Annotated in this window: 12 protein-coding genes; 4 read left to right on the top strand and 8 right to left on the bottom strand. The window is 54.6% G+C overall.

Annotated features, from left to right (window positions below):
* Positions 1-993 precede the first annotated feature (993 nt).
* Positions 994-2,019 (bottom strand): hypothetical protein, encoded by a 1,026-nt coding sequence (locus BX592_RS09910; protein ID WP_134191590.1) that lies wholly within the window; start codon positions 2,017-2,019, stop codon positions 994-996.
* Positions 2,020-2,110: 91 nt separating this feature from the next.
* Here BX592_RS09910 and BX592_RS09915 point away from each other — a divergent pair, with 91 nt between their 5' ends.
* From BX592_RS09915 to BX592_RS09930, 4 genes are all read left to right on the top strand, one after another.
* On the top strand, positions 2,111-2,386 hold the full coding sequence (locus tag BX592_RS09915; RefSeq protein ID WP_134191591.1) for a helix-turn-helix transcriptional regulator: 276 nt from the start codon (positions 2,111-2,113) through the stop codon (positions 2,384-2,386).
* Positions 2,387-2,411: 25 nt separating this feature from the next.
* Positions 2,412-3,344: a replication initiator protein A gene (locus BX592_RS09920; RefSeq protein ID WP_243849446.1), complete on the top strand. Its 933-nt coding sequence runs from the start codon at positions 2,412-2,414 to the stop codon at positions 3,342-3,344.
* Between the two features lie 1,031 nt (positions 3,345-4,375).
* Positions 4,376-5,095 (top strand): site-specific integrase, encoded by a 720-nt coding sequence (locus BX592_RS09925; protein ID WP_134191592.1) that lies wholly within the window; start codon positions 4,376-4,378, stop codon positions 5,093-5,095.
* Between the two features lie 441 nt (positions 5,096-5,536).
* A complete protein-coding gene (locus tag BX592_RS09930) occupies positions 5,537-6,466 on the top strand; it encodes a hypothetical protein (RefSeq protein ID WP_134191593.1) in 930 nt (309 codons plus the stop codon).
* 251 nt (positions 6,467-6,717) lie between these two features.
* Here the strand turns inward: BX592_RS09930 and BX592_RS09935 are convergent, their stop codons facing one another.
* The 7 genes from BX592_RS09935 to BX592_RS09965 all read right to left on the bottom strand — a co-directional run bounded on the left by BX592_RS09935 (position 6,718) and on the right by BX592_RS09965 (position 17,434).
* Entirely contained in the window at positions 6,718-7,848 is a 1,131-nt protein-coding gene (locus BX592_RS09935) for a toll/interleukin-1 receptor domain-containing protein (protein ID WP_134191594.1), read from the bottom strand.
* A gap of 29 nt (positions 7,849-7,877) precedes the next feature.
* Positions 7,878-8,738 (bottom strand): DUF4231 domain-containing protein, encoded by an 861-nt coding sequence (locus BX592_RS09940; RefSeq protein ID WP_134191595.1) that lies wholly within the window; start codon positions 8,736-8,738, stop codon positions 7,878-7,880.
* 2 nt (positions 8,739-8,740) lie between these two features.
* Positions 8,741-9,235 carry a TIR domain-containing protein gene (locus BX592_RS09945; protein WP_134191596.1) on the bottom strand — a complete coding sequence of 165 codons (495 nt, stop codon included), beginning with the start codon at positions 9,233-9,235 and terminating at the stop codon, positions 8,741-8,743.
* 867 nt (positions 9,236-10,102) lie between these two features.
* Positions 10,103-11,740 carry a type I restriction-modification system subunit M gene (locus tag BX592_RS09950; protein WP_134191597.1) on the bottom strand — a complete coding sequence of 546 codons (1,638 nt, stop codon included), beginning with the start codon at positions 11,738-11,740 and terminating at the stop codon, positions 10,103-10,105.
* A 325-nt stretch (positions 11,741-12,065) separates the two neighbouring features.
* On the bottom strand, positions 12,066-13,148 hold the full coding sequence (locus BX592_RS09955) for an AAA family ATPase (protein ID WP_134191598.1): 1,083 nt from the start codon (positions 13,146-13,148) through the stop codon (positions 12,066-12,068).
* Positions 13,145-14,395: a restriction endonuclease subunit S gene (locus tag BX592_RS09960; protein ID WP_243849448.1), complete on the bottom strand. Its 1,251-nt coding sequence runs from the start codon at positions 14,393-14,395 to the stop codon at positions 13,145-13,147. The genes BX592_RS09955 and BX592_RS09960 overlap by 4 nt, the downstream gene beginning before the upstream one ends.
* A gap of 6 nt (positions 14,396-14,401) precedes the next feature.
* On the bottom strand, positions 14,402-17,434 hold the full coding sequence (locus BX592_RS09965) for a type I restriction endonuclease subunit R (protein WP_134191600.1): 3,033 nt from the start codon (positions 17,432-17,434) through the stop codon (positions 14,402-14,404).
* Positions 17,435-17,464: the final 30 nt, after the last annotated feature.

Genomic DNA, 17,464 nt, shown 5'->3' on the forward strand with positions numbered 1-17,464 from the left:
ATATCGAGCGCCATCTGGCTGGGACGTCACACTATTGCGTCGTCGTAGCCCGCTCAGGCGGGAGTCGGTTTTCTGCTTAGTCGACCCCGTGAGCTTCCGCGGCGTCGCTTTGTTTGCTTGCAGATCCACCGGGTCCACATCGTACTGGTGACTGTGGCCGGCATGGCCTATGCAGCCTGAAAAACAGTTGCCCATCTCTGTCCCCCGTCGCGAATAACAATATACCGATGCTGACATCTTCGTTCGACATAGAAGACCAACACGGCCGGCTGATCAACGGACGGCGTATTCGACATAGGACAATGGACTCAACAGGATGAACGAGAACGGTCACTCGCATAGCCATGCGCGCGACACAGGTTTGCATTTGCGACGATCGGGACAACGACAGCTGCTCAAAGCCGCTCAATCCTCAGCATAGGTACCACATGCGAGCGCAGCAGCAAGCGCGGCGAATGTATTGCCCATTACACGAAGTTCGCTGGAGAAGTCCATGAAATCACTGAAACACAAGGAAAACGCCCGTTCCTGGTGGACGCCGACCCTGTTGCAGTAGCCGGCAGAAAACCGGTAAGCGCATTCTTTTTCTTGGGGCTTATAGAGCAATCAACCGCTTAACCGCAGCACGTCCCTGATCCGGCAATAAGTGCGCGTAGCGCTCAGTCACCGGGATCGATGAAAGCCCCAGCAAGTCACGAACGACGTACAACGAAATGCCGTCCATCACTAGCCATGATGCGAAGGAATGGATGTGGGAGCGGGTGCCGTAACGTTCACCGGCATTACAGCTATTGCACCTCAAAAAGCACAACAACAAGCCGCAGAGAAACAAAACAATTCAGTGGCGCGCCCGGCTGGGATCGAACCAGCAACCCCTGCCTTCGGAGGGAGAAATCGCCCAGTTGCACACAAGGCCATGCGCAACTAACTTCTTGATTGTGCGGGATTTTAACTCAGATTCCCTTTCTTCATCTCAGTTTGTATTCCTTCACCTTAGCCATGGGCTCCGCCACTTTTCCGCCGGTTCGCCCGATCAATTAGGGCGTTGGCTTCCTGCGTGGCCTGTGCCACACGCGCCCGTCGTTCGCTTAGCCAAGCCGCGACGTCGTCGCCCTGAAAATCGGGCTCGAACTGGAGCTCGCCATCGATCACGCTAAAGCCTGTGACCTCATGGGTGATCAGGTATCCGCTAAGAAGTGGCTTTGAGTTGGGTTGCTCGAACCGGGCATGATACGGGCTGTATGGCATGTCACTCTCGGTCACGAGGATCAAGCTGTCCAGAAACTCTGGGCTGCTCAAGGCGGCGTAGTTATTCCAGTAGTCAACGTCGACGCCGAAAACCCAAGGCGGACAGCCTGCGGAATACTCACCATCGTCACCATCACACCAGTGCCACAGAAGTTGCTCCATTGTCCCTGCCGGATCGGCCATCCGGAACCAGTCATTCCATTCACGGCGATCCAGCACACGGCAACCTAGTTGCTCGATCTTGTCGAGCCAACCGTCGAAGGACGCCCGTCGTTCTGCCGACGTTGCATTCTTCCATTTTTTTCGCCTGCCATTCTTTGACCAAGGGACCTCGCCTTGGCGAACATTATCAAGGCCTTCGGCAAAAGTCTTATGGGCTTCGTGCCGGCTCTTCAGCAACACCTTGATATTGTCCAACTCTCTTTGTTCCGCCACGGCCTTCTCGGCATCAATCAAGCCACTTTCATTTTGGACAAATTCGACAAGTTGCCCAAGACCAAATTCAAAAACGAACTGATCCGTTAGTCTGCCACGGCCCTTGTCATAGCCCTTGCCTGCCAGTAAAGCGAAGTGCCAATCCTCTACCCCAGGCTTCGTTTCACAGAGCATATCAGCCAGCACCCCTCGTCGGAGCCCCAGCTTCTCTTCTACGGTCTCCTGCGTTTCAGTTTCCTTTCCAGTCGGCTTCCAGATGGTGGTCGCCAGATCAATAGTCAACGCCTTTCTCGCCTCTCGTTCCTCTGCAGCAAGCCCCGCGCTTTGCCAGCCCATCTCGAAACCCCCTCTTCATGCGCCATTTGAACTGAACGCTTGAGCGTCGAACATTTGAACTCAGACTACCTGATTCATATGGAGCTCGCAAATGCCGATCGAGGAAACTGGTTCTGCCAGCGATTTTCGCGTGACGTTCGCACAGCTAGATCCGAGCGCACTGATTTCGCCCAAGGAGTTCGCCTGTCTCCTCGGCATTACACCGGGGGCCTTCTATCAACGAAACATGCAGGGGGAGTTTCCCCGCCCGGCCATGAGCCGAAACCGTTGCGTCCGCTGGCGTGCGGCTGATGTGCGCGAATGGCTGAATGGTCTCAATACGGTCGCAAAACGACGCGGTCGCCATCGCCGATCGGTTGACCAATAAAGCTTCCGCGACGCTGGTAATGGCTATGGATCGAGATCATGAGTTGCTGCCGATACCAGCAGTGGCAGTGGACGAGGTTGACGCTTGCACGCGAGGCAGCCTCTCGCCGAATCGTCATCAGCAACGCGACTTCTTCGTCGCGGACATTCTCGATGCAGCGCCGAAGGATGATCTGGCGAGCATGGAGCACCCGCTGTTCGCCCTAAAGGCTGGCGACAAGCGCGTTCGCATATATGAGCGAAACGGAACGACGGTTACCGTCAAGCCGGGACATGACGGCTGCGCGACGATTCACGACAAGGACCTCTGGATCTATTGCATCAGCCAGCTGGTAGAGGCGATCAACCGGGGCCGAGAGGATGTGGGGCGCGTCCTGCGCTTAACTGGTTACGATTTCCTTGTGGCGACAAACAGGCGTACCGATGGCGACAGCTACCGGCGAATGGGCGATACGCTGGCGCGGCTTTGCGGTACGCGTATCGAGACCAACATAGCAACGGACGGCAGGCGAGAACGCGCAGGCTTCGGGCTGGTTGATTCGTGGCGCGTCATCGAGCGCGACCATGATGGCCGCATGGTTGCCATTGAGATCACGCTGCCCGATTGGCTTTGGCGGTCGGTGAAGGCCAAGCACGTGTTGACCCTCAGTCGCGACTACTTCCGGCTACGAAAGCCGCTCGACCGGCGAATCTACGAGCTGGCCCGCAAGCATTGCGGCTCACAGCCCAAATGGCGCGTGAGTCTCGCCGTGCTGCACGAAAAAAGCGGCAGCGCCGACACGCGGCGGAAGTTCCGAGCCGCCATTAAGGCACTGGCCGGTGCCAACATGCTGCCCGATTACCGTGTGGTGTTTGATGTCGTGAGCGATGCGGCGACGTTTTATGCGCGCGCCCAGAAAGGCGGAAGAGCGCAGCTAACTGACCTCCTTATGGAATTGAAAAGAGGTAACCGTCCGTGAAACCACGTGTCCGTTACCTGTGGAAAAGTCTGCCGCACCTGTGAATTGGCACGTGGTTTCACGGACGCCTGACCTGTGAATTGACGCGTGGTTTTAGGGACACCCTGCTTCGTGGTTTTACGGACACAAACGGTCCACGAAGCCAGCGCCGACGTGGCTCCCGGAAACCGTAACGCGCGCGCGCGATTAACCAAAACCTTTTATAAACCTTAACGCTTAAGGACCGCTTGGTGGACAAACGCCTGAGTCGACAATACGCCCCCGCAAGCGGGGGCAGAAACGGCGCTTCGCACCTTGACTGCCCCGTCACACCGTCGGCCTGCACAGGCCGGTCCGGAGCGCCCGCCCTACGGGCGGTCGGCGCGCTCCCTGGCTCCGCGCCTTACGGCGCTCCGCAGGTACCCGTGCGCCTCGCTCCGGGCGCGGCGGCACGCGCGAACCGTGGTCGGTCATCGAACGCTATGGCTTGCAGAGAGTGGCTTTTCGTTGCACTTCCCGTGTCACCTGGGCAAGCCGCATCGCGGCGCGTCAGGCCGAAGGCAATCGTCGCGGGGAGCCGGTGGTCGGTTGCGGGACGCCCGGCCAGCGAGCCGGCGCTGTCCACGCCGCATGCGCGGGGTGGGCAGCACAACCGTCCACGGGCGGGCGCGGGAATCATGATGGCACCGGAATAACGGCGGTTTTTGTGAGTGCGCACGACATCACCGAATCCCGACAGCGGCGGCCACGATTCGTCCGAATTCCTCCCCGACGAACGCAGATCGATCCTGATTTCCAAGGTACCGAAATCGTGTCGGTCTCTTGTCCGGACAGCATGTCGGACAAGAGGGGGCTTGGCGGTTTTCGGCTGCAACTCAGACATGCGACGGCATGGCGAGTTGTAGACGAAAACCGCCAAGCCCCAACCCCTCAGGGGTCGAGGCGCGTAGCGACTCGGGGGTGGTGTTCGGCAGATTTCGAACGATCTAGAAATCACACTCGACGAGTCACCAAGCAACGCCAAATCCCAACTCAATATGGAGCCGCAGCAAATGGGGAAAACCAAGAAGCCCGCGCTCAAATCGCTGGCACCGACTTGGCGCGAGGACATGTGGAAGCGGGCATCTCAACCCGACTGGCAACAATCTCGGCCACAGTTGCTGCCTGCGCTGGCTTTATTGTGGCTGACGGGGTGCCGCCCGCGCGAAATTCAAGACGGGGTATCCGTTGCCTGGCGTGACAATTTGCTCGTGATCGAGATCGCTGGGGCCAAATGTATTGACGCTGGCCACCGTGAGCGAGGGCAGCCGCGTCGCCGCTACGCATTCAGGACCGGGCCTGACGATGAGAGAGCGATTCCAGCGCTGGGTATCCTGCGTCTATGCGCCGTGCGTGCCGAGACGACGACTGGCCTTGCCCGATGTGTGGTTGCACACGATGCTGACTACCTCTACAACAGCGTGGTCGCGCTTGGGAGAGAGGTGTTTCCGAAAATGAGGACGAGAGTCAGTCCGTATTGTTTCCGCCATCAACTGGCATCGGATCTCAAGAGCGATCCTGACCTATCGCTGGAAGAGGCAGCCAAGGTCATGGGGCACCTGAGCGACTATTCAATCGGGAAGTACGGCCATGCGGTACATGGGCGAACGGGTGGTCGATTCAAGGCATTAGCCGTTGAAACGTCGAGGCCCATCAAGCATTCGCCGAAAGTTGATCGCCTTGCTCGGTTCAAGATCGCCAGCGCCAAGCGGCGGAGCCAGAAACCGAGCTGAATCTCGACGTGTTGGCGGCAGCAACCGTAAATGCGTCACTTATGCGTCGAAAGTGCGTCGTTGAGAAAGCACGTAACTCGTCTGGTCGCTCTCGCGATAGCTTGATGCGTTAAAGATGCGTCGTAAACGACGCATCTTTAACGCATCAAAATGACCTCACTTTCAGGCAAGCCGTACTTGAGGCCACCACTCGCGACATCCGGCTGGCAAGCTGCGCGTTTCGGCCAACGTGAGCGGTCAGCTTGGCGGCATGCGCACCTCGCGGTTGGAGGCGTGACCACCGCATATGCCACAAGCGACCGCACGAAGAGAGCGAAAGCACCCTCATGCAGACACTCAAATTTCTGGCCTAGCGTGCCGTTAACGACAAAACGAGGCAACGAAAAGCCTTCGTTATTGACGCGGTGCCAATGAATTGAAGAATTTAAACGAGAAAGTCACATGTCCACTACAGATATATTAGGAACTCTGGGAAGCATTTTCACAATTTTGTCTTTCGCGAGCAGTGTTTTTGTCGGCGTCGCGATGGCGACCAAGAAATTTAGAGAAAATATTATCAAAGAGTTGAAGGGGCGATCGTTTGGTGCTGCTACGCTTGAACAGTTGGCAAAAACGTGGGTCATGATATTCGAACGCTATTTTGGTGATCGCGTATTATCAATCAAGCAACTTTTAACGATTCCGATCTATACACTAACGGTATCGTGTGTTTATATAGGTGTTTGGGTATTGCACAATATTCACGGAGATATAACAGCTATTTTTAGGCCGTTCTCACCGCTGATGAGGCAGTCGCTACACGATTATTTTCACGAGGCAATTTTCGTTGCGCTGGTGGTTGACATCTTTTCGATCTCGTTGACGCGAGTAGCAATTCGCGCGGGGAGGGTGAAAGGATATTTGTCAATTAGATTCTTCCTCTTATTTGCTCTTGCGGTTGTGGCTTCATTTTTTGCCTTTACTTTCGGGTTGTTTTTTCTTCGCGTACTCGATATGGTTCGGCTTTACACGGATATCGCGCCGCAAGATCCAATGCCGATTATGCCGTATAAACCGATTGACGGCTTCAGTGTGCTATTTAATCTATTTAACGCGCCTACCGTGATTCACGTAACGTCGCGGGGATGGTTTGCAACCTATTTTATACCCGAACCAGTGTTATTCTATACGGCATTGACAACCCAGTTGTCATTTGTTTTTATTATCGCATCACATCTACTGGCAAAATTCACGCTATTTGTGCGGCAAGCTTCGATAAAAATGCTTCAAACTGCCGGAACAACGGCCGGCGCAGCAAGTGGGATATTCGCTTCGATGTTGTTGTGGATGCTTGCAATTACGTTCTTCTGTGCTGTGGCAGCTTTTCACTGACCACACACGCGGTCTTTTTTGCGCGGCGCCGGGTTTTACAACCATTCGCTTGAAAAGGTTGCGTTGGCTTCGTTGAGGCAACGGGCGGTTCCACAATGCGGATCTATCGCGCGATTGCCCGATGCAGTGGCGTGGATGTCACCGGATACAAGATGACGAGAGTCGGACCCGCAAGCTCGCAGCGCAGCGGGTCCGTTCATCACTTGGAAGGGGGCAAAAATAAAGACGCTTTTTTGGGGGGAATCAAAAAATTACTTTTGAATATTCTTGAGCATACTTTGTCTTAGAGGTGCGTCCGCTCGATGCGGTGGTGCGTGTAAAATAGCCCTATCGCTCAAGCGATGCACTATTTCCGGAAGTTTATGCATTATATAGTGAACTTCTTCGCTTTCCCGTGAGCCTATCATGTCGAAAACCGGTGAATGCGTCGAAAATTCAAGGATTGATAAAATCTCGTTTCGAGAATTCTCAATGGCTCGTTTGCTTCCATTGCGTAAAGTTCTATAAAATTCAACCCCTGATTCGTATAGCCAAGACAAGTCATCTTTAAATAAGGAAATTACAATTAGCCACGCTGCGGCGGCGCCATAATTCGTTTTTTCGAAGGCGGGATGATAAATGAGTTCTTCCAGCAGAGATGGACTAAATCGCCGCATTCGCCGCGAAAATCCCCTCCGGTTGACTGATTGAACTCGCTCGTCGACGCGGGCTGGCAGTTCCCGAAACATTGCTTTTACTTCTTCAAACAGTTTTGCCACGTTCGTCTCGTCGGTCGCAGGAGGTACCTCAGACCCCGCGCCCAGCGCGTTGGCCTCTGCCGTTTTCTTCAGGAACGCGCTGACTTGAAGACGAACTGCTTCCTCCCGAGGAGACGCATCAGGATTGCGCTCCAAAAGTTGCAGCAGAAGGGTAGTAAGCGAATCTTCATCGGCCCCGCAGTTCTGAAATTGACCAAACGGACCGGTACTGACCCTCTCTAGCGGAACCCCGAGCGCGACGCCGAAGACGTTTGTGCCTAGGCGCCCCTTGGCAACACCGGCCTCGTAAAGAATCCATGGCCGATCCAAACTGCGTTGCGTTAGCAGCGCTACAACGTCAGTTGCTTCGCTTAATCGCGACATTATTGCGTTGTACCATTCGGTCCCGAATTCAATTCCGGTGCCTCCCTTTTTATCAGAGGACCTGAATGACTTCAGAGTGCCACCGCTGACATCAACAAGCAGGTTCGCAAACGCTTCTGCGAGGTCTGCGTCCCGGCTGTCATGGCTGATGAAGACTAGAGGTTTTTGTGCTGATAAAATCAGCAGATCCTCATTTCCCGGTGATGAGTTGGTTGGGGGGGCGGGCAAGCTTTTTTGGGCCGGAGTCCGTTTGGTCGCCATTTATGTATTGTTGAAAAGTTACGGTGAGGTCAGTCGTCTTTCCGAGCGACCCACTGAGTATGTTCCCGGGAAAACGCATTCTCTGCGTCACCTACAAAAACTGAAAATGCTCTCTCGGTGTTTATGCGAGCAAGTTGCTCTTTGATGAAGCCAATTTCATATGCTGTTAGTGCGTACGATGCGGCTAGTTCTTGGAATCGCTTTGCTTGTATCCAAGAAATTGCTGCGGCAGCACAGGTTACCAAAATATCGGTCGGCCAATATTCAAAGCTTGCGAATTTTATCTTTAATAATGAGCAAAAAAGTGCGGCTGCGTTTAGGCAGCAAAGGCCGATGAAGTATCGTTTTGCTTTGGTTTTGTTGGATTTTGCTTTCTTCGCATACCAAGTTTGTTGTTCAGCTACACGTTTGTCGTTGTAGACTTTAATTCTCTCATCAAGGCTCTCTCCTCGAATGCGACGCATTGTTGGGGTGATTTGTGCGTCGCTCGAGAAGTGCGTCAAGTTTTTGGCAAAGCTTTTATTTTGTTCGAAAACTTCCTTCAACCGTACTATAAATGCTTCCTCGAAGCCTTCGTTTTGGTCGAACGGTTCTGCCTTTGTCAAAAATCGCCAAGTGATTGTTTTTACTGATTCTGCTACTGCGCGTCCGTTATACCAACTCCGTTCAGGGCGCGCGGTTGCCAAATAGATCGCCGAGGCTAAGCTTCCTATGAGAATAACGGCCTGAGCGATCGAACACCAGCTGGAGTGCGTGTCAAAAGTAGACGCCACAGACGCCAAGGCGAGGCAGAGTAGATTGAATGCCAAAGCGCCGAAGAAGCGCTTTTGAGCATCCCCTGATTCCTTATCAGCTGATCTAAATAAAGCCGGAAAATCTTCGGTTTTCAAGATTAAATTCCGAGATTGGTGTAAACTTCATCTTTATAAAAATAATCGCTGCCGTTCTTGTGACTCGCGTAGTTGTCGCAAAAATTGTCTAAGGCATGTTTGACTATTTTCATTTTAAAGGCCACATGCACTACTGGCATCCCTTTAAGGATTGGCGGGCAAAGGGCAGAGTCCATCTTTCTGGAATTGTTGAGATTCACTACAATGATGGGGATGCCAAGTTCTTGGCAGGTTTCGATTTCCCATCGAACGTATCGGTAAAGATTTTTAGTTTTTTCGCCTACTATAACGATAGCTTGCTTTGTGTTGGCTAAGCGTGCTTTTAATTTTCGTTTAACTGTTGATTCAGGGTCGGCATCATTGATGTCATTTGTCGCATGCGCGTCATGGAAGTCAAAATCGATTTTGTCGTTGCTTTTCCATCCAAGCATGTAGGCATACGCCCACATGTCGTTGTCTCCGTCGAAGATTACGTAGGTCTTGTTCCGATAGCCCATCTTGGCCCCCGTTAAGGCGTGTGTTGGATGAATGGTTCAGACTACCCGCTTACGATAGCAAGAAAACGGGACGTATTACCAGCTGGCAGGGGCGGTCAGTTCATAGGCCCTCAGTCGGTCGAGACTTTGCTACCCGACGTCAACGGTTGGAAGTGAACATGTTCTAGGCGTGGCGCGGACTTGGGGCGGCACCGCTGTCATACGGCCAACTCCTTGTCAGAGGAGCCTTTCCAACGAGCTGGGACGCATGTTTCACGCGATTGTGAAGTGTCGGAGTATGGCCAATTTCTTTACCCGACATAACAGCGCTTATGTCAGGTTGCGGCCGCCGATCGTCATAATCATGACGTTATACGTAGTCGTGAATCGGCAAGTCATCGTGTGACGATGCGAAGCAATGCCGCTTGGCAGAAGTAGCCACAATCCCATCACACACCGCTTACCGGGGGAATTCATGGTTGATGTGCCACAGCGGCATGGTGAATACTGCGCAATGCACGTGGCCGCCGGGCTGTCCCCGAACGGCCGGTCCACTCCTAAAGCCGCCCGATGCGGGACGCGCACTTGCCCGCCGGGGCACGACGTTGCAGCCCCCATCTCCATGGAATGTTCGAGCGACGCTGCTCTGAGGTTTGACGACTCATGATAAGCTCCGACGCAATGAACCGTCGACCGATAGTGCTCGACAGCGCTCAAGGCAAAGGCCAGTCGCTCACAACGAACGTAGGCGCCGCTGTTGGGTCGAACTCGGAAAGCGCAATCTGAAACGCCAAGGCCTCATGACCGGATGGGAGTAGCTCTTCCAGGATTTGGGGTAACTCAAGTGGATGTCCTTTGCTTGCGGCGTGGACTCGCGCACTTAGCTGATTATGGCAGCAACGGCAGCCCCAGCTCCTTGAGGAAGTTATTGTGCTTTTGCGCGGCGGCCTTGGTCTGCTGGCTCAGATCCACAAGTTGGGCGTGTACTATCTTCAAGTCAACTTCTTCCCCTGCCACCGCCGTACTGACATACCGCGAAATATTGAGATTGAAATCGTTCTTCTCAATTTCTTTCATGCTCACGCGCCGCGCGTAGAGAGCTTCTTCCTTGCGGTATTGGTAGGTCTCGACGATCTTGTCGATGTGTTCCTGCGTCAACTGGTTTTGCCGCTTGCCCTTCTCAAAATGTTCGGCCGCGTTAATGAAGAGAACGTCGTCGGGCTTCTTACACTTTTTCAGCACCAAGATGCAGACCGGAATACCAGTCGAATAGAAGAGATTCGCCGGCAGTCCGATCACAGTGTCGATGTGCCCATCTTGGAGCAGTTTGCGACGGATACGCTCTTCCGCCCCGCCGCGGAACAGCACGCCGTGCGGAAGGATGATGGCCATTACGCCATCGTCCTTCAGATAATGCAGCCCGTGCAGCAGAAAGGCGAAGTCCGCCGCACTCTTGGGAGCCACTCCATGATTCTTGAAGCGCATGTCTTCGCTCATAGTCTCGCCAAGATCCCAGCGATAACTGAAGGGCGGATTGGCCACCACGGCATCGAAATGCGGCTTCTTTGCGGGATTGCTCTCGCGCAGGAAATCCCAGGCATTGGCCAGCGTGTCGCCGTGGTAGATCTCGAACTCGGTATCCTTCACCCCATGCAGCAGCATGTTCATGCGCGCTAGGTTGTAGGTGGTAATGTTGTATTCTTGCCCATAAATCTTGCCGATGGAGCCGCCTGCGCGCTTTATCCGGTGGCGCACGTTCAAAAGCAATGAGCCCGAGCCGCAGGCAAAATCGAACACGCTCTCCAGCTTCTTGCGCGCCCCTTCCTTCGGCTCCTGGCTGTCGAGCGTGACGATGGCCGAGAGGATGTCGGAAATCCGCTGAGGCGTGTAGAACTCACCCGCCTTCTTGCCCGAACCCGCAGCGAATTGCCCGATCAGGTATTCGTAGGCATCACCCAACGTGTCGCTGTCGGTCGAGAACAGCGACATGCCGCGCGCCAGTTCCGAGATGATCGAGCAAAGCTTGGCATTACGGTCTTCGTACTTGCGACCCAGCTTGTCGGATGCGAGGTTGATCTCCGAGAATAGCCCCTGAAAGTTGCTCTGGAAGGACTTTTCCTCGATGTATTTGAAACCCTTCTGCAGCGTGTCGAGCAACTTGCCATTCTGGCTCTTGGCCAAACGGACGATGCTCCCCCACAGGAAGTCGGGCTCGATCACGTAGTGTACCTTGCGGCGCATCTGCTTCTCGAACTCTTGAACATCGGCAGCGTTTTCTTCGTACCAACGCGCGAGCGGCGGACGTGCCGGGATCTTATTGTCTCCATTACCTTCGTCCGGCTCTCGCTCTGGATAATCGACCCCTAGTTCCTTCTTCGCTGCCTGCTCGTAGTTGTCCGAGAGGTAGCGCAGGAAGAGGAAAGACAGCATGTAATCGCGGAAGTCGTCTGCGTTCATCGCGCCGCGCAATTGATCGGCGATGCTCCAGAGCGTCTTGCCCAGTTGCTTTTGATCGTGTTCGGTCATGTTTTTTGGCGTTTCTTGAGAGTGTTTTTCAGCGTCTTCAACTCGGCATCGGCCTCGCATACCTCTTCCTGATTGCGGTGCTGGTGATAGTCGAGGTAGCGAGCCGAAGTGGCGCGCTCCGTTTACATATGGCTTGCCTTGCCGGTGGCGACAGTTGTCAAGGATGCGTTGACAACTGAATTTTCAATCTATTCATCGTCCTTGAAGACGCTTTTCAGGTGCAGCGAAATGTTCTGCGCGTGAACCATACCGTCTCCTGTTCAGCCCGCGGCTTGATCCGGCCGCGCCTGTCTCCAAGGCTGTAAAGGATCAGCTCGCTCATGCCTTACTCCGCATGCAATACAAAGTTGTACCTCGCGAGAAGTCCAGTCATGACGTCATCAAAGATTTTCAAATTGTCTGGAATAACGATATCTGACTCGTAGTAGTAGACCTTCTTGTGCGACAAGGCATTGACGATGTCTGCCACGCGGCTAGGCTCGCGGATCCCGATCTGATTCAGTACATAGCCGAATTGCGCAACACCAAGAAAAGACGCAACGTTCTCCAAAACCTGCCTAAGCATCGCAAAGTGATAGGCCCGGACATCGTTAGCCTTTTGGGCGTTGGACAGCACCTGTAGCACCCTCAGGTGGTACAGAAAGACGTCCTTTTCGCATTTTTCCAGGTCAAGCTCGCCTGATTTCGCACTAAGGACGTAGAGCTTCGTATGCTTCTTGAACTTGCTGCTCTTCTCGCCCTTGCTAAGCCAGTCGCTTAGGATCGAGAACAGGCCAATGTGGTGAGTGGTGACGATGATTTTCCGCTTCTCGAACTGACTCTCGATAAGGTCGAATAGAGTCGCAGCCGTGACGAATATGTTGTGATCGTCCAGGCTGGACACAGGGTCATCAATGAAGAAGTGACTCGATTGCTTGTCTGCCCAGCCTTCGACCTCGAACAAGGCCAGGAAGAAGCACCAGACGAAAATCCGTTCCTCTCCTCGCGACAACTTGATTGGCTTCTGGGGCTCGTCGAGGTTTTGATTCGGGATGAAGAAAGAAATAGATTCGATCCCCCTCTCGGGGTCGTCTTCGTGCAACTTGAGTGCAAACCCGAATTTGGGCTTGTAAGCCTTGAGTTTCTCGCGGATGTTGTCTTCCGTGAGCAAGGTGTGGAACCTACTCAGGCTGCTTGGCAAAACGGTCAGCCTAACGTTTGCACCATCGTTGTTTTCATCGTTGTCCCACACAAAAAGGTCTTCGCTATAGGCGTTATAGTAGACCCCTTTATGAATACCATCCTCCAGCTTGGTCGCATTCTTGTACGCCACGCAAAGCTGAGTTTTGCCAGTCGAGTTAAAAGCGTAGGTAAGTGTGATCCGCGCAGCGTCATCCCGTAGTGTCTTGGCGATTTCGTCGAGCGTCATTTGGTGTACTCTAAGTTTGGAAAAAGCTGCTGCATCAGGCCCTCTTTATGAATTTTTAGTGCGTTCAACTTTTCATCCTCTCCAATGATCAGCGCATCAATCTCGGAGAAGCATTCAACGATTTTTGACTGCTCGTCGACATCCTTGGGGTAGCGAAACGGAAGCGCGCGAATCAGCGCCTGACTCAGATTCTCTTGCCCTCCGCTATTGCTCAGCTTGCGCATCTCTTCGTAACGCCCACAAAGGCTCACAAACGTAAAGCCATTGTCGACGTCATCGTTTGGCAGGATTGCCGCGCATGCCTGATTCGTCGCGGCCGGAATTCCAAGCATCGCAACCTTCCCGCGCGTCTTGCCTTGCCCGTACATGGCGATCAAGACCGTTCCCCCGGGAAATACCTTTGCTGAAGAATTCTCCAAGCCCGCTTCGCTGATTGACTCATCTACTTTGGTAATGACGTTAAAGTCGACCAGAGAAGTCGTGACCCACGGAATGGTTCCCGTCCAGTACTCCCGCTTGGTGCGGTCGGGGGTACCTCCACTCGACGTGTCGAAAAGATCACCAAGCGGCACTTCTTTCCACTCCGGCGCATCGCGGAACTCGGGGAAGCGGAGGCGGGGGAGGGTTTCCCCTTCGCGGGGAAAGAGTTGTTGCATCAGGCCGCGCTTGTAGGTCTTCAAGGCCTCAACTTTCCGCCCCTGAGCGGCAATCAGCTCGTCCAGCGAGGTCAGGCAGTCGGCGATTTTTTTTTGCTCTGTTGGCGCAGGTACGGATATCAGCTGCTCTGAAAACTGCTTGTAGCTAATCATCTTCCCGTCACGCAATCCTTCAATGTTGCGCGTCAGCTGCTGGATGAATCTCGCTGACTTGAACAGGTGTCGGAAGTAGCCGTCCGAACCCTCTCCTTTTCTGCGAAGGACTACGTAGGCAGGGCTACAAATTCCTCGATAGCTGGAATACTCAATGCCTCCCTGAAAGGAGCGAAGACTGATGATGAAATCGCCTTTCTCGACGACTTTGTAGCTCTCAATGCTTTGTGCAGTAACCGATACGTGGTAATCGATTTGATCTCTCGGAATCGCACCATGCTCTTGGGTGATCGCGAGAATTGGGAGCGCCTCCGACGGTGATCGGTTATTGATTGCGTCAAAGAGTTCATCGCCATGCTTTAAATCCCAGCCTTCGGACTCTCGAAACTCCGGAAACCGCAGCTTCGGTACTACTGCCTTTTTCTTTTCCTTTTTCACTATCACTCAATCCTCGTAAGCCTGAAGGCCCGCGATTTCCCGGCCTCCAGCGCGACGCTTCAATAGCGGCATCAGCTCGCTCATCAAGGCCAGTTCCTTCTGCGTGCGGGCCTTCCAGCCCAGCTCCAGCGGGGCGAGCAATTCGGTGAGTTGCTCGCCGTCGAAGATGCGGCGCTCCAGCACGTCGTCCACAAAGCCTTGCAGGTCGGCCGCGGGCAGTCCTTGGCGGGCGGCGAGTTCGGTCAGCTCCCGGGCGGCCTTCACTGCCTTGAATTGCTGGTAGCCGGCGCGGATGGCGCGTTCGTCCAGACCTTCGCCGGCCTTGAGACTCATGACGTATTCGGTGATGTCTTCTCGATCGTCGATGAACTTGGCGTCCGATGCGATTAGGCTGACCAGTTGCTCGCGGGTCATGCGGGCCGTGCCGGGCTTCTTGGTGGAGAAGTCGGCGATGAGTTTCATGATGTAGTCGTAATCAATCGTGGCAGAGGCGAAGAGCACGAATTCGAAATCGAGCTGCTCTATCTCGTCGTTTTTGGCTTCGTCCGCGCGATTGCCTGCGCTCGCGCGCTCGTCGCGCAGGCGCTTGGCGGTTTCCAGATACTGGCCACGAAAGGCGTGGAATTCGTCCGGTGGCAAGATGGTCTGGATGCTGCGCTCTTGCTCGGGCGTGAGGTCGGTGTATTGGTCGAGCTGGATTTGCAGCTTCTGCACCTTTTTGAAGGCTTCCACGAACCCGATGCGGGCCTCGTCGCCCTTGAGCTGGATGATCTCTTCCGGCTTGTCGGACAAGCCGTGGGCCTGCAGGAAAGTTTGCAGACCGATTCTGGCTTTTCGCAGTTCCTCGATGACGGCAGGAGCTTTGTCCACCAACCAGATCTTGCGCGCCGCTTCGGCTTTGGCGCCGGAGAAAAGCGCGATGGCGGCATCCACTGCGTCTTGCTGCCCACGAAAATCGAGGATGTGGCCGAAGGGTTTGGTGTCGTTCAGCACGCGGTTGGTGCGGCTGAAAGCCTGAATGAGGCCGTGGTACTTGAGGTTCTTGTCGACGTAGAGGGTGTTGAGGTACTTGCTGTCGAAGCCGGTGAGCAACATGTCGACAACGACGGTGATGTCAATCTTGTGTTGTGCGGCGCCAGAGTTGGCCTTGCGTAGGTCAGCATCGGGCCATTGCTGGTCTTTGATGCGCTGCTGCACGTCCTGGTAGTAGAGGTCGAACTCTTCGATGTGGTGGTTCGTGCCGAAACGGGCGTTGTAGCGCGCGATGATGGAGGTGAGTGCGGCCTTCTTGGCTTCTGGCTCCTGTTGGTTGTCTTCCAGCTCGGTGGGCAGGTCCTCCTGCAGCTGGCGCACATCGGCACTTACATCGCTGGGCGGTGAAAACACGGCGACGATGTTGAGCGGCACAAAGTTGGCATCGGCCTGTTGCTTCTCGGCCTGAATGTCCTCGAACAGGCGGTGATACTCGATGGCGTCATTGATCGAGGCCGTGGCGAAGATGGCGTTGAACTTGCGCCCGCCCGTGGCGGCATCGTGCTTGGCGAGGATGGCTTCAACGATCGCGCGCTTGGCCAGGGTTTCACCCGGCTTCGGCGGATGCTTGCCATCGGGCTTGAAGTAGTCGACGTGAAAGCGCAGGACGTTGCGGTCTTCAATCGCGTGGGTGATGGTGTATTCGTGCAGCGATTGCTGGAAGAGATCCAGCGTGGTCTTGAGCGTCTGGGTCTCACCGCTGATCTGCTTGGCACTGGCATTTGCCTCGAAGATGGGCGTGCCAGTAAACCCAAAGAGCTGGGCCTTGGGGAAGAACTCCTTGATGGTCTGGTGGGTCTCGCCAAACTGCGAGCGGTGGCATTCGTCGAAGATGAAGACGATGCGCTTATCGCGCAGCGCTTCGAGCTGATCGACATAGGTGGCGAGCCCACGCTTTTCGCGACTCTTGTTGCGGCGGCTGTTTTCGTCGAGCGCCAAGCCCAGCTTCTGGATGGTGCAGACGATCACTTTGTCGGCTGCGTTGTCGGACAGCAGGCGACGGACCAACTCGCCGGTGTTGGTATTGCTCTCGACACAGCCCTCCTGGAAGCGGTTGAATTCTTCGCGGGTCTGGCGGTCGAGGTCTTTGCGGTCGACCACGAAAAGGCATTTCTCAATTGCCGGATTGGCCTTGAGCAACGTGGAGGCTTTGAAACTGGTGAGCGTCTTGCCGCTGCCGGTGGTGTGCCAGATGTAGCCGTTACCACTGTTTTCTTCGATGCACTTGACGATGTTCTTGACGGCATAGATCTGGTAGGGCCGCATCATCAAAAGCTTCTGCTCGCTGGCCACCAGCACCATGTAACGGCTGATCATCTGGCCGAGCGTGCACTTGGGAAGGAAGGCGTCGGCAAACTCATCGAGCGCGCTGACCTTGGTGTTATCGGGCGCAGCGAACTGGTAAATGGGGAGGAAGCGCTCGTCGGCGTTGAAACTGAAGTGCCGTGCGTTGTTGTTAGCGAAATAGTAAGTGGAATCGCGATTGCTGACGACGAACACCTGCATGAAGCACAGCAGCGTGCGCGTGAAGCCGTTACCGGGATCGTTCTTGTATTCGACGATCTGCTCGATAGCTCGGCGCGGATTGATGCCCAGCGTCTTCAGCTCGATCTGCACCACAGGTACGCCGTTGATGAGCAGGACTACATCGAAGCGATGGTGGCTGTAGTCGGTGTTGATGCGCAGTTGATTGACGACCTCAAAGCTGTTCTTACACCAGTCGTCGATGTTCACCAGCGTGTAGTTCAGCGGTATGCCGTCTTCGCGGATGAAGCTGTTACGGGTGCGCAGGGTCTGCGCGGAGGTAAAGACATCAGGGGTAACGATCTCTTCAAGCAGGCGCGCGAACTCCTCGTCAGTGAGCTTGACGCGGTTGAGCTGCTGGAATTTTTCGCGGAAGTTGGCCTCGAGTGCTGCTCGGTCACGGATGTCAGGACGCGGGGTGTATTTCAGGTCGCCAAGCTTGGCGATGAGGTCCCGCTCAACCTGATTTTCATTAGTGGCCATGAATCTGTTCCTGCCGTCATAGATGTGTGG

Source organism: Paraburkholderia rhizosphaerae (assembly GCF_004366595.1).
GTDB classification, from domain to species: Bacteria; Pseudomonadota; Gammaproteobacteria; order Burkholderiales; family Burkholderiaceae; genus Paraburkholderia; species Paraburkholderia rhizosphaerae.